The sequence below is a fragment of the Hylemonella sp. W303a genome, from assembly GCF_046452315.1.
In the GTDB taxonomy this organism is placed as follows: Bacteria; Pseudomonadota; Gammaproteobacteria; order Burkholderiales; family Burkholderiaceae_C; genus Hylemonella.
The window spans coordinates 134,384-161,045 of the sequence record NZ_JBKFDG010000001.1; the positions used below are offsets into that span (position 1 = coordinate 134,384).

Sequence of the window (26,662 nt, forward strand, 5' to 3'; positions counted from 1 at the left end):
CTGCGCTCACTCGTTTCTCAAGTGTGAGCTGGTCCTAGCGTGAAGGGCGTCGCAGTTGGCGATGCGAGCGACCCGGCCCACTAAAATCCGGCCATGGCCCAAGACCGCGCTTCCGAAGACAGCATCAACCTGACGAATCATTTCCTGATCGCCATGCCGGGTTTGGGGGATGCCTTCTTCGCCAAGAGCGTGGTCTACCTCTGCGAGCACAGCGAGCGGGGCGCGCTGGGGCTGATGATCAACAAAGCCACCGACATCACGCTGCAGCACCTGTTTGAGAAAGTCGACCTGCCCTTGGGGCGGGCCGACCTCCGCGACGCACCGGTGTTCCAGGGCGGTCCGGTCCAGACCGAGCGGGGTTTCGTGCTGCACGACGCCTTGAGTCCAGGCGTGGAGGCCCCCGCGGCCTGGGCTGCGGTGCCGCGCGACGGTCAGCACGATGCGGCGCCCGAAGCGCCGAACGATCGCGAGGAAGGTCCGTCCGACGCGGTCTACGCCTCGACCTTGGTCATTCCGGGGGCCGCGCTTGAAATGACCACCTCGCGTGATGTGCTCGAGGCGCTGTCCAACGGCGCGGGCCCGAACCGGGTGCTGATTTCCTTGGGCTACTCGGCCTGGGCGCAAGGCCAACTGGAGTCCGAGATCGGTGAGAACAGCTGGCTGACCGTGCAGGTTGAATCCGCGCGCATGATGGCGCTGATCTTCGACACGCCGATCGAGCAGCGTTATGAGAAGGCGCTGGCCCTGCTGGGCTTGGAGGCCTGGATGCTGTCACCCGACGCGGGGCACGCGTGATATGGCACATCCCCAGGCTGCGCGCACTTCGTGTCGCTTCGCCCCACGTGCCGGCGCCAGAGGCGCGGGCTCTTCCGTCTGTCCAAGCCTGCGCAGGCAGGCTTGGAGCCGTAGCCCTCAGCCCCTTGCAGGGGGCAACGCCAGTAGCCCGGCAAAGCCGGTTCTACGGCGTTCCCCGCTTGGGCTTCTGGCGCGCAAGCGGGCGTGACATGAATGCCACGACCTCGATCCCCTCCGAGCAGCAGACCTTCCTGGCCCTGGACTTCGGCCTCAAGCGCACCGGCGTCGCCGTGGGCAACCGTTTGCTGAAGCAGGCCCAGCCCCAGGCCACCATCCGCGCCGAGGGCGACGCGCGCTTCACGCAGATCGCGGCGCGCATCCGCGAGTGGCAACCTGACGCGTTGGTGGTGGGCGTGCCTTTCCATCCCGATGGCGCGGCGCACGACAATACCGAGCGCGCGCGCAAGTTCGCGCGCCAGCTCCGCGGTCGTTTTGGTCTGCCGGTGCACGAGGTCGACGAGCGCTACAGCACCACGGAAGCCATCGCCGAGGGCGGAGGTCACAAGCGTTTCGATGCCGATGCGGGCGCGGCCTGCGTCATCCTGGAACAATTTTTGAGGAATCTGGAATGAGCACTGTGGAGTCGGGCGGGACGGGCGCCTTGTTTCTGGACGCGGAAGCCCTCTACCGCGAACTGCTCAAGGGCGTGCGCAGTCTGGTCACACCGCAGACCCGGCTGGTCGGCGTCACGTCTGGCGGCGCCTGGCTGGCCGAGCGCCTGCAGGGCGACTTGCAGCTGGAGGGCAAGCATGGCGTCATCTCCTCGGCCATGCACCGCGACGACTTCGCGCGCCGGGGCCTGAGCAGTTCAGCACAGACCGTGCTGCCCTTCGACGTGAATCAGGCGCGCATCCTCCTGCTGGACGATGTGCTCTACACCGGGCGCACCATCCGCGCCGTGCTCAACGAGCTGTTCGACTATGGCCGTCCGGCCAGCGTGCAACTGGCCGTGCTGGTGGACCGGGGCGGGCGCGAGCTGCCTGTGGCCGCCGACTACGCCGCCGCGCGCGTCAGCGTGCCGGACGACCGCCTGCTGCAACTGGCGCGCGGCGAGGATGGCCGCTTCAGCTTCCGCGTGGAAAGCGCCTGAGCGCCGACGCACACCATCACGGGTCGCCATAACCACCATGAAACACCGCAACCCCCAACTCAACAAGAACGGCGAGCTGATCCATCTGCTCTCCACCGAAGGGCTGCCGCGTGACATCCTCACGCACATCCTGGACACCGCCGCGAACTTTGTCAGCGTGAGCGACCGCGAAGTGAAGAAGGTGCCGCTGCTGCGCGGCAAGAGCGTGTTCAACCTCTTCTTCGAAAACAGCACGCGCACGCGCACCACCTTCGAGATCGCGGCGACGCGCCTGTCCGCCGACGTCATCAACCTCGACATCGCGCGTTCCTCGGCCAGCAAGGGCGAGAGCTTGCTCGACACCATCGCCAACCTGAGCGCCATGGCGGCGGACTTGTTCGTCGTGCGGCACAGCGAGTCGGGCGCGCCCTACCTGATTGCCCAGCATGTCGCGCCGCATGTGCACGTGGTCAACGCGGGTGACGGGCGGCATGCCCACCCCACGCAGGGCCTGCTGGACATGTACACCATCCGGCACTACAAGAAGGACTTCAGCAACCTCACGGTGGCCGTCGTGGGTGACGTGCTGCACTCGCGCGTGGCGCGCTCCGACATCCACGCGCTGACCACCCTGGGCTGCGCCGAAGTGCGCGTGGTCGGCCCCAAGACCCTGGTGCCCGCGAGCATGGCGCCCATGGGCGTGCGTGTCTGCCACACGCTTGAAGAAGGCATCAAGGACGCCGACGTCGTCATCATGCTGCGCCTGCAGAACGAGCGCATGAGCGGCGCGCTGCTGCCCAGCAGCCAGGAGTTCTTCAAGAGCTTCGGACTCACGCCCGAGAAGCTGCAACTCGCCAAGCCCGACGCCATCGTCATGCACCCGGGCCCCATCAACCGCGGCGTGGAAATCGCCTCGGCGGTGGTGGATGGCAAGCAGAGCGTCATTCTGCCGCAGGTCACCTTCGGCATCGCGGTGCGCATGGCGGTGATGAGCATCGTCGCGGGCAATGTGGCGAACTGAAGGTCGGAACAAGGGCATCGCATGAAACTGTTGATTCAAGGCGGTCGTGTCATCGACCCCGCCAGCAAGACGGACCGGATCGCCGACGTGGCGATCGCGGCGGGACGCATCGTGGGCATCGGGCCGGTCTCGGCCGATTTTTCACCTGATCGCGTGATCGACGCGCGCGGCCTCGTGGTCGCGCCCGGCCTCGTGGATTTGGCCGTGCGCCTGCGCGAGCCCGGGCACGAGCACGAGGGCATGCTGGAAAGCGAGATGGCGGCGGCCGTCGCGGGTGGCGTGACCAGCCTGGCGTGCCCGCCCGACACCGACCCCGTGTTGGATGAGCCCGGCCTGGTGGAAATGCTGAAGTTCCGCGCCGAAAAGCTGCACCAGGCGCGTGTCTTCCCCATCGGCGCGCTCACGCGCGGTCTCCAAGGCGAGAGCCTGACGGAGATGGCTGAGTTGACCGAAGCCGGTTGCGTGGCCTTTGGTCAGGCCGACGTCCCGCTGTTGAACACTCAGGTGCTGCAGCGTGCCCTGCTGTATGCGGCCACCTTTGGCTACACGGTTTGGTTGCGACCGGATGACTACCACCTGGGGCAGGGCGTGGCCGCCAGCGGCGCGCTGGCCACAAGGCTGGGTCTGTCCGGCGTGCCGGTGGCGGCCGAGACCATTGCCCTGCACACGATTTTTGAGTTGGTCCGCAACACGGGCTGCCGCGTCCATCTGAGCCGCATCTCCAGCGCGGCCGGCGTGGCCCTGGTGCGCCAGGCCAAGGCCGAAGGCCTGCCCATCACCTGCGACGTGAGCGTCAACAGCCTGCACCTGTGTGATACCGATATCGGGTACTTCGACAGCCGCGCGCGCCTGACGCCGCCGCTGCGCCAGAGCAGCGACCGTGACGCCCTGAGCGCCGCATTGGCCGACGGCACCATCGATGCCCTCGTGTCCGACCACACGCCCGTGGACGAGGACGCCAAGATGCTGCCCTTCGCCTCGGCCGAACCCGGAGCGACCGGCGTGGAGCTGCTGTTGAGCCTGGCCCTCAAGTGGGGCGAGACTTTGGGTGCGCCGGGGTTGGGCCGTGCGCTTGCCGTGCTGAGCAGCGAACCCGCGCGCGTGCTGGGCGCTGCCTTGGGCACGCTGCAGGCCAGCATCGGCAAGCTCAGCGTGGGCGGCGTGGCCGACTTGTGTCTGTTCGATCCCCGTGGGGCTTGGTCGGTGACACCCGAGACCCTGCACAGCCAAGGCAAGCACACCCCCTTTGCCGGCTATGAGTTGCCTGGGCGTGTGCGCTGCACCGTGGTGGGCGGGCAGATCGCCTACCAAGGCGATGGAGCGGCAGGCAGACCCGGCGCATGACGCAGCAAGTTCAGACGAAGCTGCCTGGCCAAAGCCCATCTGACGTGGGGCGGCGCAAGTCCAGCCAGGTCTCGCGGCTGCGCGCCAGTTGGCGCCTGCTGCGTGCTTTTTTGCACCTCTTCCATGGCCTGTTCATCGTGGTCGTGCGCTTTCCTCGCCTGAGCGAGGAGCGTCGGGAGCAGCATGTGCAGGTCTGGGCTCGCGCTTTGTTGCGCCACCTGGGGCTGCGCGTGGAAGTGCGCGGTGACGTGGTTTCGCCCGGTCCGTTGCTGCTGGCTTCCAACCACATCTCTTGGCTGGACATCATGAGCCTGCACGCGGCGCGTTATTGCCGCTTCGTCGCCAAGGCCGACATCCAGCGCTGGCCCCTGGTGGGACGGCTGGTCGCGGGCGCGGGCACGTTGTTCATTCAGCGCGAATCTCGGCGCGACGCGATGCGCGTGGTCCAGCACATGGCGGAGCGCCTGCGCGCGGGCGAGGTGCTGGCTGTCTTTCCCGAGGGCACGACCAGCGATGGCCAAACCCTGCTGCCCTTCCATGCCAATTTGCTGCAGGCCGCCATCAGCGCCGATGTCCCCGTGCAGCCCGTGGCCCTGGATTTTCTGGACAGTCGAGGCGAACGCAGCCTGGCACCCTGCTACATCGGTGAGGACTCCTTGCTCGACACGGCTTGGCGCACCGCGCGTTCCAAGGGCTTGGTGGTGCGCGTGACCTATGGCGCGCCGCAAACCGCGCAGGGACGTGATCGCCGAGGCTGGGCAGACGCCTTGCGAGACGACGTCATCCGCCTGCGTGAGGGGCATGCCTTCGACAGCAAGAAAGAAGTTCCCTGAATACGGATCAATGGCGGACCCACGGCGGACCCATGGCGGACCAGCTGGGCCCTGGGGCCCGAAGGTCGTTGTGTCGCAAGGTGGGCATGGCGAGGCGTCAGGCAGTCTTACGGACTGTTTCGGATTCGCGGCCCTGAGGCCTGGGCCGCACCAGAGACAATGAATCCTGTTTCAACAGTTAGGGAGAGTCCGAGATGCGGAGCTTCGAAGAAGAGATCAATGAGATGGAACAGTCTCAAAAGACGGGACAGACTCAAAAAATCAGAGCGATCCAAGAGGACGTGGCTGAAGCACCCGGGTTGGCGCAAGGCCCCGCCGAACTGGGCGTCCGTTTCGTCGGTTCGGGCAGCGAGTATTTCCGCATCTGGATCGTCAACCTGCTGCTCACGCTGGTCACGCTGGGGTTGTATTACCCCTTCGCCAAGACGCGGCGCCTGAAGTACTTCTACGGCGCGACCGAGGTGGGTGGGCACCCTCTGTCTTTTCACGGCAAGCCTTGGGCGATGTTCCGGGGGTATGTCTTGGCGGCGCTGCTGGTCGTTCTGTACAACATGGCAGGCAAAGTCTCGCCAATCGCCGGTTTGTTGGCTTTTGCGTTCCTCATGCTGGCGTGGCCTTTCTTGTGGCACGCCTCCTTGAGATTCAGTTTGGCCAATACGGGATGGCGCGGTCTGCGTCTGCGGTTCACGGGCACGCGGGGTGGCGCCTATGGCGCGTTTGCACTGCTGTACGCCGTGCTCGCGGTGTTTGTCATCGGGATCACCTTGGCCACTTCAACTTCTAAGGTGCTTCAAAGTCATGCGCTGATCTTGATTTTGCTGGCCTACCCGGTGGGCCTGGCCTTGATACCCGCCGGGTTCTGGCTGCACAGGCGCTATCAGCAAGCCCATTTGGCGATTGCCAGTGAGCAGACAACCTTCGATGTTGGCGCGGGCAAGTTCTATCGCTTATTTGGCGTGGCCTTGCTCTATGCCGTATTGCTCTTCCTGGCGGGTGCGCTCGCGATCTTTGGCTTGGGTAAGTCGCAAGTCTTGTCCATGCCGTGGGCGATCACCGCCTTGGTGATGGGGGGCTATCTGCTGATTTTGTGCGTGGTGGGTGGATATTTCGTCGCGCGCTTGCAGAACCTGACCTGGAACGGCACGCGCAGTCCCGGCCTGGCCTTCCGCAGCGCGCTCCCGGCGGGCGCGCTGATCCAACTCTGGTTCAAGAACTGGCTGCTGACGTTGGTGACGCTGGGGCTCTACCACCCTTACGCCAAAGTGGCCAATGCCCGCTTGCGGCTGGAGGCGGTGACCCTGCTCGCCACCGCCGACATGGACGAGTTGGTGGCCGCGCACGACGCGAATGCGGCCACCGCCACGGGCGATGCGGCGGGTGATTTGTTCGGTCTGGACTTCGGTCTCTGAGCCAGGGCCTGTTCGCTCCCCGTTCGCACTCGGGAAATTTGTGTGAACAGACCCTAGGTTGATCGACACCATGCCCGCTGTCACCCCGCTCCCGCCGTCCATCGAGGCGCTGTACTTCGACGGCCGCAGCGCGCGGCCCCAGTCCGTGCGACTGACTGTGGAAGCGAGCGAACTGTGCGCCTGGGGCGTTGAACGGGAACCGAACGACCCGCCTGGGGTCGGCGTGGCGAGCGAGGTGGCAATCGCCCGCTGGCCCCTGAATCAGGTGCAGTGGCCCGAGCGCACGCGCCATGGCCAGCGGGTCATCCTGCTGGACAGCGGCGGTTCCCTGCAAGTGGTGGATGCGGTTGCCTTTGACGCTTGGCGCGCCGCCATCGGCCATCGGGACAGTTGGGTGGTGCGTGCGCAGTCGCATTGGCGCGGCGTGCTGCTGGCGCTGGTGTTGCTCGTGGGGGTGCTGGTCGCCGGTTACCGCTGGGGGGTACCCTGGGTGGCGGTGCAACTCCTGCGCGTCGTGCCCGCGCAGGTGGACGAAGCGCTGGGCGCGGAAGCCTTGCGCAGCCTGGACGCGCACCTGCTGTCTCCCAGCGCCTTGCCCGAGCCGCGCCAGGCCGAGTTGCGCGCTGCCTTTGATCAGGCCGTGCGGGCGATGGACGAGGTGCCCGTGCCATGGACTTTGCATTTCCGCGCGGGTGTACCCAAGGCGGGTGCCGCGGGGACGGACCCCACCAACATGGACCCCACAAGCAAGGACTCCTCAAACAATGGCCCAAATGGCAAGGGCAAGAACAGCCGACGCGGCATCGCCCCCAACGCGTTGGCGCTGCCGGGCGGTCACATCATCGTCACCGACGAACTGGTGCAGCTGCTGGAGGGGCGCGACGACGCCTTGCTCGGCGTGCTGGGTCATGAGTACGGCCACGTGCGCATGCGCCACGGCATGCAGTCCCTGGCGCGCCTGACGCTGGCCTCGGCCGCGGTTTCGGTGGTGGTGGGCGACTTCAGCAGCCTGCTCGGCGCGGTCCCCTTATTGTTGGCGCAAATGGACTATTCACGGGGTGCGGAGCGCGAAGCCGACGCCGAGGCCGTGCGCCTGCTGCGAGCGAGCGGCTTGTCGCCTCAGGCCATGGTGGTGTTCTTCGAACGGTTGCAGGCCCTGCAGCAGGAAACGCGCAAACGAGAGCGGGGGGAGTTACCCATCGCCCTGGCCAGCCATCCGGCGGACGCGGAGCGCATCCGCTTCTTTACCGAAGCCGCCGCGCGCTGAGCCGACAGAGTCCGCGCGCGCCGGTGCCCCACGGATGCGCGCGAGCGTGGCCTGGCGCGCGTTCAGTTCCGGGCCGGGAATGTCACCACATGGTCCACCTCGGGCCGGATGCCGATCCATTCGCCAATGCGGTGGTCGTGGTGGCTGGGCACGTGGGCCAGCACGGTCTGGCCGTTGGCCAGGCGCAGGGTGTAGAGGAACTCCGCGCCCCGGAACGCCTTGCGCACGATTTCCGCCTTCACCGGCGAGCCGTCGTCGTGCACGATGTCGTCCGCCCGCAGCAGGATGTCGCGGCCCTCGCCCGGCCGGGCATCGGCGAAGTGGCTGGAGTTCACCTCGCTCAGTTCCCCCAGGGGCGTCTGCACGACGACCCGGCCATTGACCTCGCTGACGGTCGCGGGCGCGAACACGCCATGGCCGATGAAGTCCGCCACGAAGCGCGTGGCGGGCCGGTGGTACAGCGTGTAAGCGTCGGCCCACTGGTGCAACCGGCCCTCGTGCATGACGCCGATGCGGTCGCCGATGGCGAAGGCCTCGAGCTGATCGTGCGTGACGAACAAGGCCGTGGCCTGCGCCGCCTTGAGGATGGTGCGCACCTCATGCGCGAGGCGCTCACGAAGGTCCACGTCCAAGTTAGAGAAGGGCTCGTCCAGCAGCAGCAGTTGGGGTCGCGGCGCCAGTGCGCGGGCCAGCGCCACCCGTTGCTGCTGACCGCCCGAGAGTTCATGCGGGTAGCGCGCCTCGTAGCCTTCCAGGCCCACCAGGGCCAGCACCTCGTGCACGCGGGCATGGCGCTCGGCGGCGCTCGGTCGTGGCTTGAGGTGTTCCAGGCCAAAGCCCACGTTGCGCGCCACGCTCAGATGAGGGAAGAGCGCGTAGTCCTGGAACACCATGCCGATGCGACGTTCCTCGGGAGGGAGTTGCAGACCCGCGCTGCCCACCACCCGGCCTTGCAGACGAATCTCGCCGCTGTGGACCTGTTCCAGTCCCGCCACGGCGCGAAGCAGCGTGGTCTTGCCGCAGCCTGAGGGGCCGATCAGCACGCCGATGTCACCCGCGTTCAGTTGCAGCGATACACCGCGCACAGCGGACTGTCGGTTGCCCGCGTAGCGCACATCAAGGTCTTGGACTTCCAGGAACATGGGGAGGCATTGTAGATACGTACAATTCTCAATTGCCTCGGGCGGCCTTCTGGCCCCGGGGCGTGCTTCGCCCAAGTCCGTCCCCGTCGCCCATTCCCACCCACTTCACGTGCCTGTTTTTCGCCTGTCATCCGCATGGTCCCGGCACCTGTCCTGGGGGCGACCCTTCCTGCTGCTGGCGCTCATCGCCTTGCTGATGTTGCCGGTCTTGGCCTTGTTCGCAGCCTGGTGGCCGGGCGATCTGACCCGCTGGATGGGTGTGGGCGGCTTGGAAGACGGCGTGCGTGCGCTGGACGTCGTGCGCGAGATGGCCGCGTCCGTTTTGCCGCAGTACGTCAGGACGACGCTTCTGCTGTGCGCGCTGGTGGGGCTGGGCGTGACCGTGGTGGGGCTGGCGACGGCGGCCGTCGTCACCCTGTTTGATTTTCCAGGGCGGCGCTTTTTCGAGTGGGCGCTGCTGCTGCCCCTGGCGATGCCGGCCTATGTGGTGGCTTACGCGTACACCGACTTTCTGCAGTACAGCGGCGCGTTTCAGGAGGCGCTGCGGGCGTTGACCGGCGGCCAAGGCCGCATGTTCCCCGAGATCCGCAACGTCTGGGGTGCGGCCTGGGTGCTGACGTTCACCCTGTATCCCTATGTCTATCTGCTGGCGCGCACCGCGCTGGCCGAACGTGCCGCTCACCTGATGGAGGCCGCCCGCCTCCTAGGCGCGCCTCTGGGGGCGCGCGTGCGCGCCGTGGCTCTGCCGCTGGCACGGCCAGCGGTGGCCGCGGGCGTGGCCCTGGCCTTGATGGAGACGCTGGCCGACTTTGGCGTGTCCAGTTACTTCGGCATCCAGACCTTCACCGCAGGCATCTACAAGGCCTGGTTGGCCATGGACCACCGCATCGCCGCCGCGCAATTGGCCACCTTGTTGCTGGGCGCAGTCGCCCTGTTGCTGTGGCTGGAACAGCGCTCGCGCGCTCGCCTGCGTTTCGTCACGGCGCGCGGCGGCGCGGGTGGCGCAGCGGCTTCGGGCGAACAGGCGCGGCCGGTCAGCTTGGAGGGGCGGCGCGGCGGTTCGTGGGCTGCCTGGCTGGTCTGCGCGCTGCCCATCCTCATGGGCTTTGTCGCGCCCGTGCTCTTCATGTTGCACCCGCTGCTGGGCAACTGGGCCGACCTGCCCTGGGACCGCTTTCTGGGCTGGGCCGCCAACAGCGTGCGCTTGGGCCTGATCGCGGCCGTGCTGGCCGTGGCCGTGGCTCTGTTACTGGCTTTCGCCTTGCGCCGCCAACCCGACCCGCTGACGCGTGGCGTGGCGCGCATCGCGGGCCTGGGCTACGCCGTGCCGGGGGCCGTGGTCGTGGTCGGTTTGCTGCTGCCCGTGGGCTGGGTGCAGACGAACTGGCCGAGCAACAGCCTCTCGTACTGGATCACGGCCACGTCGTTGGGCATCGTCTGGGCCTACCTGGTACGTTTCACCGCCGTGGCCTTGGAGTCGGTGCAGAGCGGCTATGCGCGCATCCCGCCCAGCCTGGACGACAGCGCGCGCCTGTTGGGCGCGGGCGGCTGGGGTCTGCTGACGCGCGTGCACGGCCCGCTGCTGCGCCGTCCGCTGATCGCGGCGACCCTGCTGGTCTTCGTGGACGTGATGAAGGAACTGCCTGCCACCCTGGTGCTACGCCCCTTCAACAGCGATACCCTGGCGGTAGTGACCTACCAGCTCGCGCGCGACGAGCGCCTGGGCGAGGCGGCCTTGCCTGCGCTGGCCTTGGTGCTGGTGGGCTTGATTCCCGTGGTGATGCTGAGCCGAGCCTTGCGTACGAAGCAGGGTTGAACTCTGAACGTCCTGTCTGGCCGAGGCCCGCCGAGGCACGTAGAAGCCCGACGATCGGTCGGTCCTGCATTGAACCTGCAGGCACGAGGCGAGCAGATCGGAGTCGAACGACCTGGGTTCGGCAACCCACGCTCAGCGCTTGAGTGTCGAGTAGTAAAAGGCGACGGCTTCGATCTCCACTTCCGTCAGACCCAGGGTGATCTGCTGCATCACGGTCGACGGCCGGCTGCCATCGCGGAAGGCGCGCAGCTGCTGCGCCATGTACCCCCGAGGCAAGGCGGCCAGGGGTGCGATGAGCGAATCCTTCAGCGGGCGGCCCTCGGTGCCGTGGCAGGTCGCGCAGACCGCGGCCAGGGCGCGCTGACGCGTCAGGCTGAACTCGGGCGGCGCCGCGCTCTGAATGGCCGGTGCACGAGCCTCGGCCCCTTGTGGCGCCTGCGCCTTCGCATCGCCTGTTGAGGTGCAGCCTTGGGCCAGAAGCAGCAGGCCCGTCAGCAGCGCGGTGGATCGGGGGCGGTTCAGCATGGGCCGGGTTATAAACCTTCTCATGCTCGCTTTACTGCAACGTGTGAAAGAAGCCCGCGTCGACGTCGCGGGCCAGACCGTCGGTTCCATCCAGCAAGGCCTGCTGGTGCTGCTCTGCGCCGAGCGCGGCGACAACGAGGCCGTGGCCGACAAGCTGCTGGCCAAGATCCTCAAGCTGCGGATATTCAGTGATGATGGGGTCGGCGCCGGGCCGCCCCAAGCCGACCCGGCCCCCTCGGGGGGCAGCGAACCACACGCAGTGGGGAGCGTGGGGGCGAACAAATCCGGGAAGATGAACAAAAGCGTGGTGGATGTCGGTGGTGGCCTGCTCATCGTCAGCCAGTTCACCCTGGCTGCCGATACCTCCAGCGGCAACCGGCCCAGCTTCACCAATGCCGCGCCGCCGGATGAGGGGCGCAGGCTCTACGACTATTTCGTGGTCCAGGCGCGGAGTTCACATCCCATCGTGCAGACCGGGCAGTTTGCGGCGGACATGCAGGTGCATCTGGTGAACGATGGGCCGGTGACAGTGCCGATGCGCATGCAGTAGCGCTGCCACGGCAAATGTGTAGAATTTTCATGTACATACACATCATCTGTCAGGCTCGACCATGCGCACCAACATCGACATTGACGACGAACTCATGGCTGCGGCCATGCAGGCGGGCGGCTACGCGACCAAGCGTGAGACGGTGGAGGCGGGTTTGCGCATGTTGGCGCAACGTCGCCGGGCGTACGCCGATGCCTTGGCGCTGGGCGGCCGGATCGATTGGCAGGGCGACCTGGATGCATGGCGGCGCGACAAGCCGTCACGCGGCGCTGTCTGGCAAGCTGCCGAACCTGCCTCTCCAGCATACGCTGCGACTTCCAAGTCCGGGCGCTCACCAACGAAACGCTTGGCCCCGAAGGCTGCCAAGGCGAAGCGCGCATGACAGTGCTGGTCGATTCCAGCGTCTGGATTGACCATCTACGCGGCGACTTGACGCCCGCCGTTCATGGCTTGCGCGGCATGCTTTTCGACCAGAGCCGGGAAGTCATCACTGCGGATTTGATCACCTTGGAAGTTGTGCGTGGCTGTCGCACCGAACGGGATGCCGCTCGCGTGCAGGCCATGCTGCTGCGGTTTCCTTGCGCATCGTTGGGCGGCATCGACGCTGCCTTGCGCGCAGCGGCGCTCTATCGCAAACTGCGGGCCAAAGGCGTCACCTTGGCCAAGACCGTGGATTTGCTGATTGCCAGCTGGTGCATTCATGAGGGAGTGGCCCTGCTGCATGACGATGCGGACTTCGACGCCGCTGAAGGCTGGGGACTGCGTGTGTGGCGGGCTTGAGAAGCCTATCCCGCGCCGCCGCTTACTCGTACGGATTCCCGAATCCCATCCCTTCCATCAACAACACCTCCAGCGCCTCCATCTCCAGCGCGTCGCTTTCGCTGGTCTCATGGTCGTAGCCCTGCGCATGCAGGGTGCCGTGCACCAGCAGATGGGCGTAGTGTTCTTCCAAGGTCTTGTTCTGCTCTTTCGCCTCTTGCGCCACCACGGGCGCGCAGAGCACGAGGTCGGCGGTGACGACGGGTTCTTGCGTGTAGTCGAAGGTCAGGACGTTGGTGGCGTAGTCCTTGTTCCGGTAGTCGCGGTTGAGCGCACGGCCTTCGGCGGCGCCGACGACGCGCACGGTGATCTCGGCGTCACGCAACAGGGCCATGCGCATCCAGCGCGTGACGCGGGCCTTGCTGAGCAGCTTCTTGTGTGCGGCTGGTACGGCGGTGCTGAACTGCAGCGAGAGGGTGAGCGTGGGCAGCGACGTTTCGACAGACTTAACGCGAACGGGTTTTGAGGCTTTCATGCACGGTCTCCACTGCGTGCCGATTCCGTCTTGCGCTTGTCGTAGGCATCGACAATGCGCGCGACCAGGGGGTGGCGCACCACGTCAACGCTGGTGAAGCGGCAGATGGCGATGCCCTTGACGCGCTTGAGCACGCGCTCGGCATCGACCAGGCCGCTGAGTTGCGTCTTGGGCAGGTCGATCTGGCTCACGTCACCGGTGACGACCGCGCGCGCGCCAAAACCAATGCGGGTGAGGAACATCTTCATCTGCTCGGGCGTGGTGTTCTGCGCTTCGTCCAGGATGACAAAGGCGTTGTTCAGTGTGCGCCCGCGCATGAAGGCCAGGGGCGCGATTTCCAGCGCGTTGCGCTCGAAGGCTTTCTGCACTTTCTCGAAACCCATCAGGTCATAGAGCGCGTCGTAGAGCGGGCGCAGGTACGGGTCCACCTTTTGCGTCAGGTCGCCGGGCAGGAAGCCCAGGCGTTCCCCGGCTTCGACGGCCGGGCGGGTGAGCACGATGCGCTGCACGGCGCTGCGTTCCAGCGCGTCGACGGCCGCAGCCACGGCCAGGTAGGTTTTGCCCGTGCCGGCGGGGCCGATGCCGAAGGTGATGTCGTGGTTGGCGATGCTCTCCATGTAGAGCGCCTGATTGGGCGTGCGCGCGCGCAGATCCTGCCTGCGCGTGTGCAGTACTTCACCTCCTTCATCCAGCGCCATGCTGCCGTCACCCGCGAGCATGAGCTGCACATGGTCCGACTGCACGGGGCGCGCGGCGATTTCGTACAGGGCCTGCAGCACTTCCAGCGCACGTTGCGCGGGCTTCTTCGCGCCGTCGATCTTGAACTGTTCGTGCCGGTGGGCGATCTTGACTTGCAACGCGTCTTCGAGGGTGCGCAGGTGCTCGTCGGCCGGGCCGCAGAGGTTGGCCAGGCGCGTGTTGTTGGGCGGGGTGAAGTCGTGGCGCAGGATCATTGGGGAGCGGCGGTGGATAATTTCCGGTCGGTTTCAAACACAGTGAATGATAGGTCCCCCATGATCGGCAGGCTTTCCGGCATCCTCATCGCGAAGAATCCTCCTGAAGTCCTGGTGGACTGCCATGGCGTGGGCTACGAGGTGCAGGTGTCCATGAACACCTTCTACCACCTGCCCGCCTTGGGCCAGCCCGTGACGCTGCTCACGCACTTCGTGGTGCGCGAGGACGCGCAACTGCTTTACGGCTTTGGCGAGGAGGCCGAGCGAGTCGCCTTCCGCGAGCTGATCAAGGTCAGCGGCGTCGGGCCTCGCACGGCCCTGGCCGTGCTCTCGGGCATGAGCGTGGCCGAGCTGGCGCAGGCCGTGACCCAGCAGGAAATGGGGCGGCTGCTCAAGGCGCCCGGTGTGGGCAAGAAAACGGCGGAGCGTCTGTTGCTGGAACTCAAGGGCAAGTTGGGTGCCGACATCGGTGTGGCGGGGCCCGGTGCCATCGCGGCGGTGCACGACACGCAAGCCGACATCCAGCAGGCCTTGCTGGCTCTGGGTTACAGCGACAAGGAAGCCGCCGCCGCGCTCAAGGCTTTGCCCAAGGACGTCGAGGTGAGCGAGGGCATCCGCCTCGCGCTCAAATCCTTGGCCAAATGAAAAAGGCCCTCCTAGGAGGGCCGGATGTGATGGCGGCGTCACGAGATTGCTGGGGCGTTGCCCCAGGCCGTGCTCAGTTCGCTGGCGTCGCGCCCGTGAGCGTGATCGCGTCGCGGATCGTGCGGCTGTTGCGCGGCTGCAGCGGGCGGGCCGTGTTGCTGTAGAGCTGGGTGTACATGTAGAGCTGCTCGGGGCTGATTTGCACCGGTTGCTTCAGCACCAGCCATAGCACACCCTCGGTGCAAGGCGGCGTGGTGAGCGAGCCGAAGTAAGAGTAGTAGCGCTGGTCCTTCGGCAGGATGTCGTAGACGTTCACCAAGTCGGGCGGCATGCGCACGCTGTCGCTGGGGCCCAAGGGCATGTGGGTCCAGACCTTCTCGATCAGCGCATTGGGATCGCCGGTCTCGAACAGCACCGTCACCACGGCGAGTTGGCCCATGTCGTTCTTGTGCACGAAGTGCGCGCCCAAGGGGAAGCGCTGGCCGTTGATGGTTTCTTCGGCTGGGGCATGGAAGTGGAACTGCAGCAAGCGGTACTTGGTGTTGCGCACCGTCAGCACGTTGTCGGTGTTGTAAACCTTGACTTCGATGCTGTGACCGGTGTCGGTGATCGTACCCTTGCTGGGCTTGTAGCTGAACTGCAGTGGCTCGGCCGGGCCCTTCAACGCGTCGTCGTCCAGGATGGCGATCGGGGACTGCATCTTGCCCTTGCCGCACATGGCGTACTCGGGCTTGAGCTTGTGCCAGTTTTGCGGTCCACCCAGACCCTCGTAGCTCCAATGTTCGGGCAGCTCGGGTTCCGTGTGCTTGGCCACGGGCTTGGGCATCGGCAGCGGTTTGGCGCGGATCACGATGCCCGAGGCGTTGCGCGGATTGGACGATTGCGCCAGGCGGGCCTTGCCGTCGAGTTCCGCCTTGCGCATCTGAGCGCTGTTGGTGGGCTTGCTGCCCTGAGGCGCCGCTCCGGGGTTCTTCGGCGGCTGCGACCCCGCGGCCATGCCGCCGCTGCTGCTGTTTTTGTCGATGATGATGTTGAGCTGCTTGCCCGTGGCGTCGCCGCCGTTCATCACGTCCTTGATCTGGTTGGCGATGGTGTTGCTGCCGCCCTCGACCCGCACCGGTGCCTGTTCCGCCGACGGTTGGCGCACGGGGTTGGTCGCCACATCGCCCTGAGGCGCAACGGGTTGCGTGACGGGCCCTGCGGCGCTCGTGGCTGCGGGCGCTGGCGCCTGGGCGCGGCCAAGCGAGGGGCCCAGCGCGGCGGCGATCAAGGCCAACGCTGCGGCGCCCATGAACAAGGCGTGCAATTGCGGGCGCAAAGACGGTGCGGTGCGTGTTTTCATGGTTTTCTTGATCCCGATTTCCCGTGATTCCCGTGGTCTGGTCCGGATTCTCGGCTGAATTGCGAAATCCTATAGGACTCGTCATCCTATCGGCAAGCCGGGGAAGGTACTTGAGCGGTAAATTTTCCGCCCCAGGGCCGCCACCTGACTTTTTCGGCGGTTGCCCGGCCCGCCAGAGCCTGGGCGGGATGCACAACAGCGGCGCGTTCCGCAACGCCGCGTCGTGCTTCGTTCGACATTCAGCCGAATGTTTTCAGTCGAATCGGGAGGGGGAATAGGGCCGCGGATCCACCGCCGGGCTGTCGCCGTTCAGCAACTCGGCCAGCAGGCGACCGCTGATGGCACCCATGGTGAAACCCTGGTGGGCGTGACCAAAGTTGAACCATAGGCCATGGTGCCGTGATGCTTGGCCGATCACGGGTTTCATGTCGGGCAGGCAAGGGCGCGCGCCGCGCCAAGGCTCGTGTTCCACCGGCGTGGGCAGGTCGATCAGCTCGCGAGCGGCGGCTTCGGCACGGGTCAATTGCCAAGGGGTGGAGGGCGCATCGCGGCGCGCGAACTCGGCACCGGTGGTGATGCGCACGCCACGCTTCATCGGCGCGATGACCAGGCCGCGGTCCATGTCGAGCAGAGCCCGGGTGGGCCCAGTGCCCCCGGTGTAGTGGCGGTGGTAGCCGCGCTTGACGAACAGGGGGACGCGGTAGCCGAGGGGTTTCAGCAGGGTGTCAGACCACGGGCCCAGCGCGACCACCGCGTGCTCCGCGCTGAACGCCCCCTCGTCGGTGAGCACGCCCCAGCCCGTGACCCCCCGCCTCAGCGTGCTGGCATCGCCGCGCACGATGAGCCCACCCCGACGAACGAACAAGTCCGCGTAGCGGGCGACCAGCTCGCCTGGGTCACTCACGCTCCAGGGGTCGAGCCAGTCGATCGCGCCCGCGAGTCGTTGGCGCAGCGCGGGTTCGGCTTGCGCGAGTTCCGCAGGGGTGAGCGCCGCATGACGCAGCCCGTGCTCTGGCGCGACGCGTTCGGCCGTTCGCAGCGCGGTTTCCAAAGACGCCGGATCGCGGAACACCCAGCGGTAGCCTTCACGCCGCACCAAGTCACCCGCCCCGGCCGCATCGATCAAGGGCGTGTGTTCGGCGATGGCCTGGTCGGACAGGCGGCCATAAGCCTGGGCGATGGCTGGGTAGCGAGCGGGACCGGAATGGAGCCAATAGCGCGCCAAGTGACTCGCGATGACAGGCAGGGCGGAGAAATGGTAGTTCACGTCACCGCCGCGCTTGAACGCCGCGCGCAGCAGTTTGCTCAAGGACCGTGGAAACGGATAGGGTTCCACTGCCTCGCACTGGATGATGCCGGCGTTGCCGTAAGACGTTTCCTCGCCCGGACCTCGGCGGTCCACCAGCACGACGTCATGCCCGCGCTGTTGCAGGTGCAGGGCGGTGCAGGTGCCGACCATGCCGGCACCCAGGACAATCACGTTGGTCGGGCTCATGGCTGCTTGCTGGCAATGACGGTGAGCTCAAGCAGCGCCTTGGGCAGCATCAGGTCAGCGCGCACGGTCGTGCGTACCGGACGCGGCTGCGCAAAGGTTTGCGCATAGACGCGGTTGAACCCCGCGAAGTCCGATGGGTTCACCAAATAGGCGGTGACCGACACCACGTCGGCCAGAGAGAGTCCCTCCCCGTGCAGGGTGGCGGCGATGCGCTCCAGTGTCAGCTCGGTCTGTGCCTCGATGCCCTCGGGCACGCTGCCGTCGGCCGCGATCGGCAGATCACCCGACAGGAAGACCAGGTCGCCCGCGTGGCGGACTTTCGAGAAAGGGAGTTCGGAAACGGTTGTCATGACGGTGGGATCGTTGCGATGCGAAGCCGGTGGGCTTGGACTCGGACAATTATTCCGCTTGCCGGTGAGCCCACATGACACGGTGCGCTGAATCGTGCGTTGCTCAATTCGCAACGCAGATGGTGACCATTGGGTTGCGCTGTGGGATCAGAAGTTGCGTCGTACCGTCTCGCGCAGGTGGTTGATGAAGGCGCGCGCCGCCTCGGGCAGGTGCCTGCCTGCCATGGTCTGCACTTCGAAAAACCGCTCGTTCATTTCCCGATCGCGCAGCGCAACGGCCGCGATGGCCTTGGCTTGCAACTGCGGACGCAGCGCGATTTCGCCACAGAAAGTGATCGCGCGTGAGCGCGCCACGTACTGAATCAGGGGGTAGAGGTGATCGCTGGTGACCACGGGGTCCAGCGCCAGCGCCTGTCGGGTGCAGCTGATGTCCAGCAATTGCCGCAACGTGGAGACGGGGGAAGGCAAGGCCAAGGGGTAAGCGACCACCTGCGCCAGCGAGACTTGGCGTCGTTTCGCCAGCGGGTGGTCGGTTGCCATCACCGCCAGGATGGGCGAGGGATGCCTGAACTCGATATTGAGCCCACGTTCAGAGGCGAGGCTGACCGTCACGCCGATGTCGGCTGCCCCCTCGCGCACGCGTCGGGCGACCTCGCTTTTCACGCACATGTCCACCGTGAAGCGGATGCCTTGGCTCCGGGTCTGGAAATCGGCTACCAAGGCGGGCAAGAAGTCATAGGCGAACCCCTCGGTGGCGGCGATGCGCACTTCCCCCTGGCGCAGTCCACGCAGCGCCAGGATTTCGTCGGTGACGCGTTCGATGTCCAGCCAAGTGCGGCGAGCATGGGCCGCTAGCAACTCGCCCGCGGAGTTGAGCGTCATGCCCCGCGCGCGGCGTTCGAACAGCAAGGTGTCGAGTTCGCGTTCCAGCCGGGCGATCTGACGGCTGACTGCCGAAGGCGCGACTTCGAGCCGGGCCGCGGCCTCGGTCACCGAGCCCGCGTGCGCCACTTCCATGAAATAGCGCAGTGACACTTCCTGCAGCACGCGCGGGTTGATCGGCCGACGGCCAGCGCTGACACGGGTGGTTGGGGTGCGTGAACTCGAGGCCATGGCGCAGTTTCAATCGTTGCGATTTCGGCAACGTAACTTTAATTCCATTGTTCTTGCTGCATGCATGCCGCGTTTCTACCATGAGGCTGTCACGAACCTGAAAGGCAACCCCCCATGCATGCTTCCCGTTCCCTGGATCGCCCTCTCTGGGTTTCTCAAGCCACGCGCCGAGCAGCGGGCCTGGTCTGCGCGTTCGCTGTCTCGGTGCTGTCGCTCATGGTTCCCGCCACCGCGCTGGCGCAGGCCGCCTGGCCTTCGCGCCCCATCACCCTGGTCGTTCCTTTCCCTCCAGGCGGCAGCGCTGACACGATTGGTCGCCTCATTGGGAAGCGTCTGGCCGACGAGCTGGGCCAGTCGGTTGTGATCGACAACCGGCCTGGCGCGGGCACTGCGGTGGGGGCCGGCTACGTGGCCAAGGCGCCCGCCGATGGCTACACCTTGTTGGTCAGTTCAGGCTCGACCTTCACTGCCAACCCGGCGATCCGCCCCAACCTGCCTTACGACTCGGTCAAGAGCTTTGACCCGATCGCCATCGTGGGCCGCATTCCCCTGATCCTCTTGGCCAACAAGAACGAGCCGGTCAGCACGGTGCAAGAGTTCGTCGCGGCCCTCAAGGCCGCGCCCGACAAATACACCTACGCTTCGTTTGGCAGCGGAACCACCTCGCACTTCACGGCCGAGATCGTCTTGCACGCGGTGGGCGCCAAGGCCTTGCACGTGCCGTACAAGGGCAGCGCCCCGGCCATGACGGACCTGATCGGCGGCCAAGTCCCGTTTTCCTTCGACACGGTGACGGCCGCCATTCCGCAAGTCAAGGGAGGCAAGGTCAAGCCCATCGCAGTCACCTCGGCCAAGCGTTCTTCGCAATTGCCGGACGTGCCGACCTTCGCCGAAGCGGGCTATCCGCAAATCAACGCCGACACCTGGATCATGTTCGTGGCCCCCAAGGGCACGCCAGCGCCGGTGCTTGGCAAGCTTGAAAAAGCCATCGCCAAGATCCTGTCCACGACCGAGGCCAAGGAGGCCTTGGCGGCGCAGGGGGCCGAACCCGCCTTCGCCGGTGCCGCCGCGTCGGCTGCTCAGATCGCGCGCGAACTGCCGTTGATGCGCGAAGTGGCGCAGCGCGCGAACATCCAGGCCGATTGACGTCCGATCGATGAGTTCCATCACTGAGATTTCGGCCGTCGAGCTGCGCCGTCTCATCGGTGCACGCAAGTTGTCACCGGTCGAGCTGCTCGAAGCCTGCATCGCGCGCATCGAACAGCTCAACCCCTACGTCAACGCGATCACCGCGACCTGGTACGAACGCGCGCGCGCCGAGGCACGCGTCGCCGAAGCCGCCGTGCTGCGTGGTGAACCTCTGGGCCTGCTGCATGGCTTGCCCCTTGGGGTCAAAGACCTGGAGCCGACGGAAGGGCTGCTTTCCACGCAAGGCTCGCCCAACCTGCGCAACAACGTGCCTTCGCGTGACGTCGAGTTGGTGCGTCGCTTGCGCGCGGCCGGCGCCATCGTGGTCGGCAAGACCAATGTGCCGGAGATGGGCGCGGGCGCCAACAGCCGCAACCCGGTGTGGGGCGCGACGGGCAATCCCTTCGACCCCAATCTGAACGCGGGGGGGTCTTCGGGCGGTTCGGCCGCCGCGCTGGCCCTGGACCTGTTGCCGGTGTGCACGGGCTCTGACACCGGCGGCTCCCTGCGCATTCCCGCGGCCAAGTGCGGCGTGGTGGGCATGCGACCCTCGCCGGGCGTGGTGCCCAGCGTGCGCAAGCCCATGGGGTTCTCGCCGATCTCGGTGGTGGGTCCGATGGGGCGCGACGTGGGCGACGCGTGCCTGCAACTCGCCGCGACGGCGGGCCCGCATGCGGGCGATCCGCTGAGCTTTCCGCTGGATGCGTCGGCTTTTCTGAACCTGCCCGAGGTCGATCTCTCGCGCTTGCGGGTGGCCTGGACCGAGGACTTTGGCGCGTGCGACGTCGATCCCGTCGTGCGTCGCGCTCTGCGCTCACGTATCGCCGAGGTGCGCGGTTTGTTCGCGGCCTGCGACGAGGTGAATTTCAAGCTGGGCGACGTGCATCGCTGCTTCGACGTGCTGCGTGCCGAAGCCTTCGTGGCCGGCATGCGCGAAGCCTACGAACGCGACCCGTCGCGGCTGGGCCCGAATCCGCGCGCCAACTACGAGATGGGCATGCGCATGAGCTTGCTCGACGTGGCCTGGGCCCAGACGGAGCAGACGCGCATCGTGCAACGCTTCCAGAAGGTGTTCGAGGACTATGACTTGGTGCTGTCGCCCACCACGCCGGTGTCGCCCTTCCCGTGGTCCTTGCCCTACGCCGCCGAGATCGATGGCCGCCCGCAAGAGAACTACTACCGCTGGCTGGCGCTGACCTACGTGGTCACCTTGACCACGCATCCCGCGTTGGCTCTGCCCTGTGGTGTCGACGAAAAAGGCATGCCCTTTGGCTTGCAGGTGACGGGTCGTTTCCGGGGGGACCTGGCCTTGCTGGCCGCGTCCAAGGCCATGGAGCAGGCATTTTCCTGCGACCCAGCCTTGCGCCGTCCACGCCCCGATGTCGCTCGCCTGCGCAGGCCCGAGCCCGCGCTGGATTCCATCGTCACCGCGGCGCCGGACGACCGCCACGCGCACATCCCGAACGACGCGGCCTCGGCCTCGGTGGTGTAAGCAGGCCTCGTTGATGGGCTGCCGCCAGTCCGTGGCTTGGCTGGCGGCCGTGCGAGGGGCTGTCGATTCCATGATGCGAGGGGGCTGGCAGGGGCCAGCGCCGTCAAGACGCGACGGTCGTCTGGCCGCTTAGGCAATCAAACGGATAATCCGGTCTCACAGTCACCATGACCATACAGACCGACGATTTCGCGCCCACGCCCCGCGTGGTATCCGCCGCCAGTGCTTCCCCGAAGGAGGAGGTGATTGAGCGTGCCTTGCGGCCCAAGCTGCTGGACGAGTATGTGGGCCAACAGAAAGTCCGCGAGCAGCTGGAAATCTTCATCGGCGCGGCGCGCAAGCGTGAGGAAGCGCTGGACCATGTGCTGCTGTTCGGTCCGCCCGGCCTGGGCAAGACCACGCTCTCGCACATCATCGCTCAGGAGCTGGGGGTCAACCTGCGCCAGACCAGTGGCCCGGTGCTTGAAAAGCCGAAGGACTTGGCTGCCTTGCTGACCAACCTCGAGAAGAACGACGTGCTCTTCATCGACGAGATCCATCGCCTTTCGCCCGTGGTCGAGGAGATCCTCTACCCGGCGCTCGAGGACTACCAGATCGACATCATGATTGGCGAGGGGCCAGCGGCGCGCAGCATCAAACTTGACTTGCAGCCCTTCACCTTGGTCGGCGCCACCACGCGCGCGGGCATGCTGACCAATCCATTGCGCGATCGCTTCGGCATCGTGGCGCGGCTGGAGTTTTACACGGCCGAGGAGTTGACGCGCATCGTCACGCGCAGCGCCAAGTTGCTCAACGCGCCCATGGACGAGTCCGGCGCGAGCGAGATCGCGCGCCGCTCGCGCGGAACGCCGCGCATCGCCAACCGCTTGCTGCGCCGCGTGCGCGACTACGCCGATGTGAAAGGCGCGGGCCGCATCACGCAGGAGATGGCGCAAAAGGCCTTGGTCATGCTGGACGTGGACCCGCAAGGCTTCGATTTGATGGACCGCAAGCTGCTGGAAGCGGTGATCCATCGCTTCGACGGCGGGCCCGTGGGGCTGGACAACATTGCTGCGAGCATCGGCGAGGAAGCCGGCACCATCGAAGACGTGATCGAGCCCTATCTGATTCAGCAGGGCTTTTTGCAGCGCACCCCGCGAGGTCGTGTGGCCACGATGGCCGCGTACCGCCATCTGGGCGTGGTACCGCCTCAAACGCAGCCTTCGCTGCCTGGCACCCCGGACGCAGGGCTGTTTGGCGCGTGAGAGCGCGCGACGTTAAGGCGGCCGGACCGTCGGCAAGGAAATGTGCCATTGCGCGCGCGGGTTTCGCGTGGTGCTGGGCCCTGGCGCTGATGGTGGGATCGGTTTGCGGCCAAGAATTGTCGAGCGAGGAAAGCGAGGAAACGTCGGCGTCGCACACCCCGCACCAACTCCTTGGGCTGCCGCGTTGGGAACTGGGCGCTGGCGTCGCGATGGTGGATTTTCCCCTCTACCGTGGCGCGGCCGAGCGCCACCGTTATGTGCTGCCCACCCCGTATCTGCAGTACCGTGGTGATTACCTTCAGGTGGACCGCGAGCGCATGCGCAGTCCCCTGCTAGCGAGCGATCGATTGGAAGTCGACCTCAGTCTCAACGGTTCCGTGCCGGTGGACAGCTCGGAAAGCCGGGCGCGCCGAGGTATGGCCGACCTTGACCCCACTTTGGAGCTGGGGCCGGAACTGCGCTGGGTGCTGCTGCGCGACGAACGGCGCACCGCGCGGCGTGGTGACACCTTCATCGGCTTGCGTGTCCCGGTGCGGCCTGTGTTCGCCGTCAGCCTCGAGCGTTTCGAGCACGTGGGCTGGTTGTCCCAACCAACGTTGAACCTGACCTACAAGAATTTGGCGGGCACAGGCTGGAACCTGGGCGGTTCGGTAGGCTGGCTGTATGGCGACGCCTCCTACCATCGCTATTTTTACGAGGTAAGCCAGAAGGACGTGAGCGCTGATCGGCCAGCGTACCAGCCCGGTGGAGGCCTGTCAGGCAGACAGCACACCTTGACGATCAGCCGTATGCACGGCGACTTTTGGGTGGGCGCCTTTTTCCGTCACGAGGATCTGCGCGACGCGGCTTTCATCGACAGTCCCCTGGTGCAGCGCCGCACCGACCATGCCCTGGGTCTCGCCATCGGATGGGTGTTCAAGCGTTCGGCGGAGCGCGTCACGCTGTCGGATTGAACACGCAGGAGATAGAGGGACTCAGACAGTTTCGGTCTGCCACGGCCGTGCTTGCGCCCGTGCCCCTTTCACTCTGGTTCGCGCAGCCAGCCCCGCACGATCAGCCACTGCGCGAGGAAATAGCTGGACAGTACCCACAGCGGGGCCAGCGGCAACGGCGTCACGAATTTGTTGAATGCCAGCAGGCTGTCGCTGGCCATGAAAAAAACCGCGCCAGCTCCCACCAACACCGACCCCGAGGTCTGGCGCGACGCAGTCCGCCCCAACGCTTGGGCCGCCATGCAAGTGATCACCAGCACGTAGCCTGCCACCGGTCCCCGCAGGGCAGCTGGCAGGCCGTGGCGCCACAGGGCTCCATACACCGCGATCCCTAGCAACAGGGTCAAAGCCAGTGCAGCGCGGTTGGGGAACCAAGCTTGACCGCGCCGAAAGAGAACGAGGTAGGCGAGATGCGCGAGCAGAAAGCTCAACAGGCCCGGGAGGAAGTACGGGTCGGGCAGCATCAGGAAAACGTCGCCCAACAGGGATGAGGCCAGCGCCAGCAGCAGCACCCATGCGGAGACTTTCGGCAATCGCCCCAGCGCCCATGCGCGCGAGACCCAGGCCAGTGCCAGCAACATGGGCAGGGGCTTGAAGACCCGGTGTGCCTCCACCAGCGACAATGCCGCGCAAGCCGTGGCCAGTACCGCGGCATCGATGTAGATCAGCTCCACCACGCCGATGCGTCCTTGCAGTAGCGCGTTGGCGCTCCAAAGACCGGTGCCCAGGGCCAGCAGCCAGACGATGGCTTCGACCAAGGGCAGGCTTCCTGGTTGCGCCCTTGCCGTCGAGGGCGAGAGAAACAGAAAGGACAGGGCTCCCGCCAGTACAGCGAGAAGTTGCATGGCGACAAGAGCCTTGACGGCGCGGGACGCGTGCGGCTCGCTGCTTTCAAGTTCAGTCATGGCCGGATTGTGCGTGCGGCTGGCACGGCCGCGTGTCTGGCAAAACCCTGAGCTTGGCCCGCGATGTGGGGCTTACTTGGCGGCGCAGTTCCGCGCAACCCGGCTCAGATCGTCCAGCAGTGCCTTGCCTTCATCGGGTGTCTTCAATGCCAGTTTGATGTCGTACCCCGAGCCCAACGCCCCGCCGCCGTAGACGATCTTGAGTTCGTCCTTGTCGACTTCGATGTATTGCACGATGTTCAGATTGATGTAGCGGCGCTTGCCGCCATCCTCCGGCAAGGGGTACAGACAGAAGCCGCCATTGCCATTCCATTCGCTGGCGGCGTGCGCGGCGACGGCCCAGCCAAAGGCGAGCAACAGTGACAAACAACGGATGAGCATGCGCGATTCTAGGGCCGCATGGATGCATGCCCGGGGTAAATACCGATCGTTAGAATTGTTTAATTAATAAAAAATTAATGACTCTGACATCGGAGTCAGGGGACCCTCTGACAACTTACAAGAAAGACCACACCATGAGACTCCATCGAATTCTGCTGGCCTGCGGCATGGCCTTGTCCGTCAACCTGGCCCTCGCGGCCGAGGTTGAAGTGCTGCATTACTGGACATCGGGCGGCGAGGCCAAGTCGGCCGCCGAGCTCAAGAAAATCATCAGCGGCAAGGGCCACACCTGGAAAGATTTCGCCGTGGCCGGTGGCGGCGGTGACAACGCCATGACCGTGCTCAAGAGCCGCGTGGTTTCGGGCAATCCGCCTGCAGCCGCACAGATCAAGGGCCCGGCCATCCAGGAATGGGCGCAGGAAGGCGTGCTGGCCAATCTGGACGAAGTGGCCAAGGCCGAGAAGTGGGACACCCTGCTGCCCGGCGTCGTGGCCAACGTCATGAAGTACAAGGGTGCTTACGTGGCGGCCCCGGTGAACGTGCACCGCGTGAACTGGGTCTGGGCGAACCCCGACGTGCTGAAGAAGGCTGGCGTTGCCGCCATGCCCACCAGCTACGACGAATTCTTCGCCGCGGCCGACAAGATCAAGAAGGCTGGCTTCATCGCCGTGGCCCATGGTGGTCAGAACTGGCAGGACTTCACCACCTTTGAATCGGTGGTGCTGGGTGTCGGTGGCGCCAAGTTTTACCAGGACGCGCTGGTGAAGCTGGACCCCAAGGCCATCGACTCGGCCACGATGAAGAAGTCCTTCGAGACCTTCCGCAAGATCAAGAGCTACACCGACAGCGCGGCCCCGGGTCGTGACTGGAACCTCGCCACGGCCATGGTGATGCAGGGCAAGGCTGGCTTCCAGTTCATGGGCGACTGGGCCAAGGGCGAGTTCATCGCAGCGGGCAAGAAGCCGGGCAAGGACTTCCTCTGCGCCGCCGCGCCGGGCACGGCGAACGCCTTCACTTTCAACGTGGACTCCTTCGCCATGTTCAAGCTCAAGGATGCAGGCGCCCAACAAGCCCAGGCGGCACTGGCTGCGGCGATCATGAGCCCTGACTTCCAGGAGGTGTTCAACCTCAACAAGGGTTCCATCCCGGTGCGACTGAACATGTCCATGGCCAAGTTCGATGACTGCGCCAAGCTGTCCAGCAAGGACTTCGTGGCCACTGCCAAGAACGGCGGCCTGGTCCCGTCCGTCGCGCACGGCATGGCCATCGCTCCCGCCACCGAAGGCGCGATCAAGGACTTGGTGAGCCAGTTCTGGAACGACGACAAGATCAGCGTGGACGATGGCGTCAAGCGCCTGCTGGCCGCCGCTCGCGCCAAGCCCTGAGTTCCAAGTTCCCCTTTTCCCTCAAGCAAGCACAAATCCAACAGGAGACAAC

28 protein-coding genes are annotated in these 26,662 nt (G+C 65.8%); 18 read left to right on the forward strand and 10 right to left on the reverse strand.

The features are described 5' to 3' along the window. Positions 1-93: 93 nt before the first annotated feature. From ACLBKS_RS00615 to ACLBKS_RS00650, 8 genes are all read left to right on the forward strand, one after another. Complete coding sequence (locus tag ACLBKS_RS00615; protein ID WP_410190863.1) at positions 94-795, forward strand: YqgE/AlgH family protein; 702 nt, start codon at positions 94-96, stop codon at positions 793-795. A 209-nt stretch (positions 796-1,004) separates the two neighbouring features. Next, positions 1,005-1,427 (forward strand): Holliday junction resolvase RuvX, encoded by a 423-nt coding sequence (gene ruvX / locus ACLBKS_RS00620; RefSeq protein WP_410190864.1) that lies wholly within the window; start codon positions 1,005-1,007, stop codon positions 1,425-1,427. Beyond that, positions 1,424-1,945 carry a bifunctional pyr operon transcriptional regulator/uracil phosphoribosyltransferase PyrR gene (pyrR, locus tag ACLBKS_RS00625; protein ID WP_410190865.1) on the forward strand — a complete coding sequence of 174 codons (522 nt, stop codon included), beginning with the start codon at positions 1,424-1,426 and terminating at the stop codon, positions 1,943-1,945. Before ruvX ends, pyrR begins: the two co-directional genes overlap by 4 nt. 37 nt (positions 1,946-1,982) lie before the next feature. Next, on the forward strand, positions 1,983-2,945 hold the full coding sequence (locus tag ACLBKS_RS00630) for an aspartate carbamoyltransferase catalytic subunit (protein WP_410190866.1): 963 nt from the start codon (positions 1,983-1,985) through the stop codon (positions 2,943-2,945). Positions 2,946-2,966: 21 nt separating this feature from the next. Further along, complete coding sequence (locus ACLBKS_RS00635; protein ID WP_410190867.1) at positions 2,967-4,289, forward strand: dihydroorotase; 1,323 nt, start codon at positions 2,967-2,969, stop codon at positions 4,287-4,289. Then, positions 4,286-5,122: a lysophospholipid acyltransferase family protein gene (locus ACLBKS_RS00640; RefSeq protein ID WP_410190868.1), complete on the forward strand. Its 837-nt coding sequence runs from the start codon at positions 4,286-4,288 to the stop codon at positions 5,120-5,122. Before ACLBKS_RS00635 ends, ACLBKS_RS00640 begins: the two co-directional genes overlap by 4 nt. 194 nt (positions 5,123-5,316) lie before the next feature. After that, positions 5,317-6,531, forward strand: coding sequence for a YjgN family protein (locus tag ACLBKS_RS00645; protein ID WP_410190869.1), 1,215 nt, complete (start codon positions 5,317-5,319; stop codon positions 6,529-6,531). Between the two features lie 70 nt (positions 6,532-6,601). After that, positions 6,602-7,798 (forward strand): M48 family metallopeptidase, encoded by a 1,197-nt coding sequence (locus ACLBKS_RS00650; protein ID WP_410190870.1) that lies wholly within the window; start codon positions 6,602-6,604, stop codon positions 7,796-7,798. Positions 7,799-7,860: 62 nt separating this feature from the next. Here ACLBKS_RS00650 and ACLBKS_RS00655 read toward each other — a convergent pair whose 3' ends face one another. Next, positions 7,861-8,940, reverse strand: a complete 1,080-nt coding sequence (locus ACLBKS_RS00655; protein WP_410190871.1) for an ABC transporter ATP-binding protein — start codon at positions 8,938-8,940, stop codon at positions 7,861-7,863. A 196-nt stretch (positions 8,941-9,136) separates the two neighbouring features. On the opposite strand from ACLBKS_RS00655, the gene ACLBKS_RS00660 reads away from it, so the two are divergent. After that, entirely contained in the window at positions 9,137-10,756 is a 1,620-nt protein-coding gene (locus ACLBKS_RS00660; protein WP_410191425.1) for an ABC transporter permease, read from the forward strand. Between the two features lie 132 nt (positions 10,757-10,888). On the opposite strand, the gene ACLBKS_RS00665 is transcribed toward ACLBKS_RS00660, so the two are convergent. Continuing rightward, complete coding sequence (locus tag ACLBKS_RS00665; protein ID WP_410190872.1) at positions 10,889-11,281, reverse strand: c-type cytochrome; 393 nt, start codon at positions 11,279-11,281, stop codon at positions 10,889-10,891. A gap of 22 nt (positions 11,282-11,303) precedes the next feature. On the opposite strand from ACLBKS_RS00665, the gene dtd reads away from it, so the two are divergent. From dtd to ACLBKS_RS00680, 3 genes are all read left to right on the forward strand, one after another. Next, positions 11,304-11,831, forward strand: a complete 528-nt coding sequence (gene dtd / locus ACLBKS_RS00670) for a D-aminoacyl-tRNA deacylase (RefSeq protein ID WP_410190873.1) — start codon at positions 11,304-11,306, stop codon at positions 11,829-11,831. Between the two features lie 61 nt (positions 11,832-11,892). Further along, positions 11,893-12,213, forward strand: a complete 321-nt coding sequence (locus tag ACLBKS_RS00675; RefSeq protein WP_410190874.1) for a type II toxin-antitoxin system VapB family antitoxin — start codon at positions 11,893-11,895, stop codon at positions 12,211-12,213. After that, the gene (locus tag ACLBKS_RS00680; RefSeq protein WP_410190875.1) at positions 12,210-12,611 is read left to right on the forward strand and encodes a PIN domain-containing protein; all 402 of its coding nucleotides are present in this window, start codon (positions 12,210-12,212) and stop codon (positions 12,609-12,611) included. The genes ACLBKS_RS00675 and ACLBKS_RS00680 overlap by 4 nt, the downstream gene beginning before the upstream one ends. 22 nt (positions 12,612-12,633) lie before the next feature. On the opposite strand, the gene ybeY is transcribed toward ACLBKS_RS00680, so the two are convergent. Then, the gene (gene ybeY, locus ACLBKS_RS00685) at positions 12,634-13,125 is read right to left on the reverse strand and encodes an rRNA maturation RNase YbeY (protein ID WP_410190876.1); all 492 of its coding nucleotides are present in this window, start codon (positions 13,123-13,125) and stop codon (positions 12,634-12,636) included. Then, a complete protein-coding gene (locus ACLBKS_RS00690) occupies positions 13,122-14,078 on the reverse strand; it encodes a PhoH family protein (protein WP_410190877.1) in 957 nt (318 codons plus the stop codon). Before ACLBKS_RS00690 ends, ybeY begins: the two co-directional genes overlap by 4 nt. 60 nt (positions 14,079-14,138) lie before the next feature. On the opposite strand from ACLBKS_RS00690, the gene ruvA reads away from it, so the two are divergent. Then, positions 14,139-14,723, forward strand: coding sequence for a Holliday junction branch migration protein RuvA (gene ruvA, locus ACLBKS_RS00695; RefSeq protein WP_410190878.1), 585 nt, complete (start codon positions 14,139-14,141; stop codon positions 14,721-14,723). Between the two features lie 73 nt (positions 14,724-14,796). Here ruvA and ACLBKS_RS00700 read toward each other — a convergent pair whose 3' ends face one another. From ACLBKS_RS00700 to ACLBKS_RS00715, 4 genes are all read right to left on the reverse strand, one after another. Beyond that, a complete protein-coding gene (locus ACLBKS_RS00700; RefSeq protein ID WP_410190879.1) occupies positions 14,797-16,065 on the reverse strand; it encodes a carbonic anhydrase family protein in 1,269 nt (422 codons plus the stop codon). A gap of 253 nt (positions 16,066-16,318) precedes the next feature. Then, positions 16,319-17,560 (reverse strand): NAD(P)/FAD-dependent oxidoreductase, encoded by a 1,242-nt coding sequence (locus ACLBKS_RS00705; protein WP_410190880.1) that lies wholly within the window; start codon positions 17,558-17,560, stop codon positions 16,319-16,321. After that, the gene (locus tag ACLBKS_RS00710) at positions 17,557-17,910 is read right to left on the reverse strand and encodes a RidA family protein (protein ID WP_410190881.1); all 354 of its coding nucleotides are present in this window, start codon (positions 17,908-17,910) and stop codon (positions 17,557-17,559) included. Before ACLBKS_RS00710 ends, ACLBKS_RS00705 begins: the two co-directional genes overlap by 4 nt. Before the next feature lie 147 nt (positions 17,911-18,057). Beyond that, positions 18,058-19,023: a LysR family transcriptional regulator gene (locus ACLBKS_RS00715; RefSeq protein WP_410190882.1), complete on the reverse strand. Its 966-nt coding sequence runs from the start codon at positions 19,021-19,023 to the stop codon at positions 18,058-18,060. Positions 19,024-19,137: 114 nt separating this feature from the next. Between ACLBKS_RS00715 and ACLBKS_RS00720 the strand changes: the two genes are divergently transcribed. From ACLBKS_RS00720 to ACLBKS_RS00735, 4 genes are all read left to right on the forward strand, one after another. Next, positions 19,138-20,169 carry a Bug family tripartite tricarboxylate transporter substrate binding protein gene (locus ACLBKS_RS00720; protein ID WP_410190883.1) on the forward strand — a complete coding sequence of 344 codons (1,032 nt, stop codon included), beginning with the start codon at positions 19,138-19,140 and terminating at the stop codon, positions 20,167-20,169. A 10-nt stretch (positions 20,170-20,179) separates the two neighbouring features. Next, positions 20,180-21,703, forward strand: a complete 1,524-nt coding sequence (locus tag ACLBKS_RS00725) for an amidase (protein ID WP_410190884.1) — start codon at positions 20,180-20,182, stop codon at positions 21,701-21,703. A gap of 167 nt (positions 21,704-21,870) precedes the next feature. Further along, positions 21,871-22,947 carry a Holliday junction branch migration DNA helicase RuvB gene (ruvB, locus tag ACLBKS_RS00730; RefSeq protein WP_410190885.1) on the forward strand — a complete coding sequence of 359 codons (1,077 nt, stop codon included), beginning with the start codon at positions 21,871-21,873 and terminating at the stop codon, positions 22,945-22,947. 89 nt (positions 22,948-23,036) lie between these two features. After that, a complete protein-coding gene (locus ACLBKS_RS00735) occupies positions 23,037-23,900 on the forward strand; it encodes a MipA/OmpV family protein (protein WP_410190886.1) in 864 nt (287 codons plus the stop codon). A gap of 68 nt (positions 23,901-23,968) precedes the next feature. On the opposite strand, the gene ACLBKS_RS00740 is transcribed toward ACLBKS_RS00735, so the two are convergent. Further along, positions 23,969-24,844, reverse strand: coding sequence for a lysoplasmalogenase (locus ACLBKS_RS00740; RefSeq protein WP_410190887.1), 876 nt, complete (start codon positions 24,842-24,844; stop codon positions 23,969-23,971). A 72-nt stretch (positions 24,845-24,916) separates the two neighbouring features. After that, positions 24,917-25,225 carry a hypothetical protein gene (locus ACLBKS_RS00745; protein WP_410190888.1) on the reverse strand — a complete coding sequence of 103 codons (309 nt, stop codon included), beginning with the start codon at positions 25,223-25,225 and terminating at the stop codon, positions 24,917-24,919. Positions 25,226-25,359: 134 nt separating this feature from the next. Here ACLBKS_RS00745 and ACLBKS_RS00750 point away from each other — a divergent pair, with 134 nt between their 5' ends. After that, on the forward strand, positions 25,360-26,610 hold the full coding sequence (locus tag ACLBKS_RS00750; RefSeq protein ID WP_410190889.1) for an ABC transporter substrate-binding protein: 1,251 nt from the start codon (positions 25,360-25,362) through the stop codon (positions 26,608-26,610). The last annotated feature ends 52 nt before the right edge of the window (positions 26,611-26,662 follow it).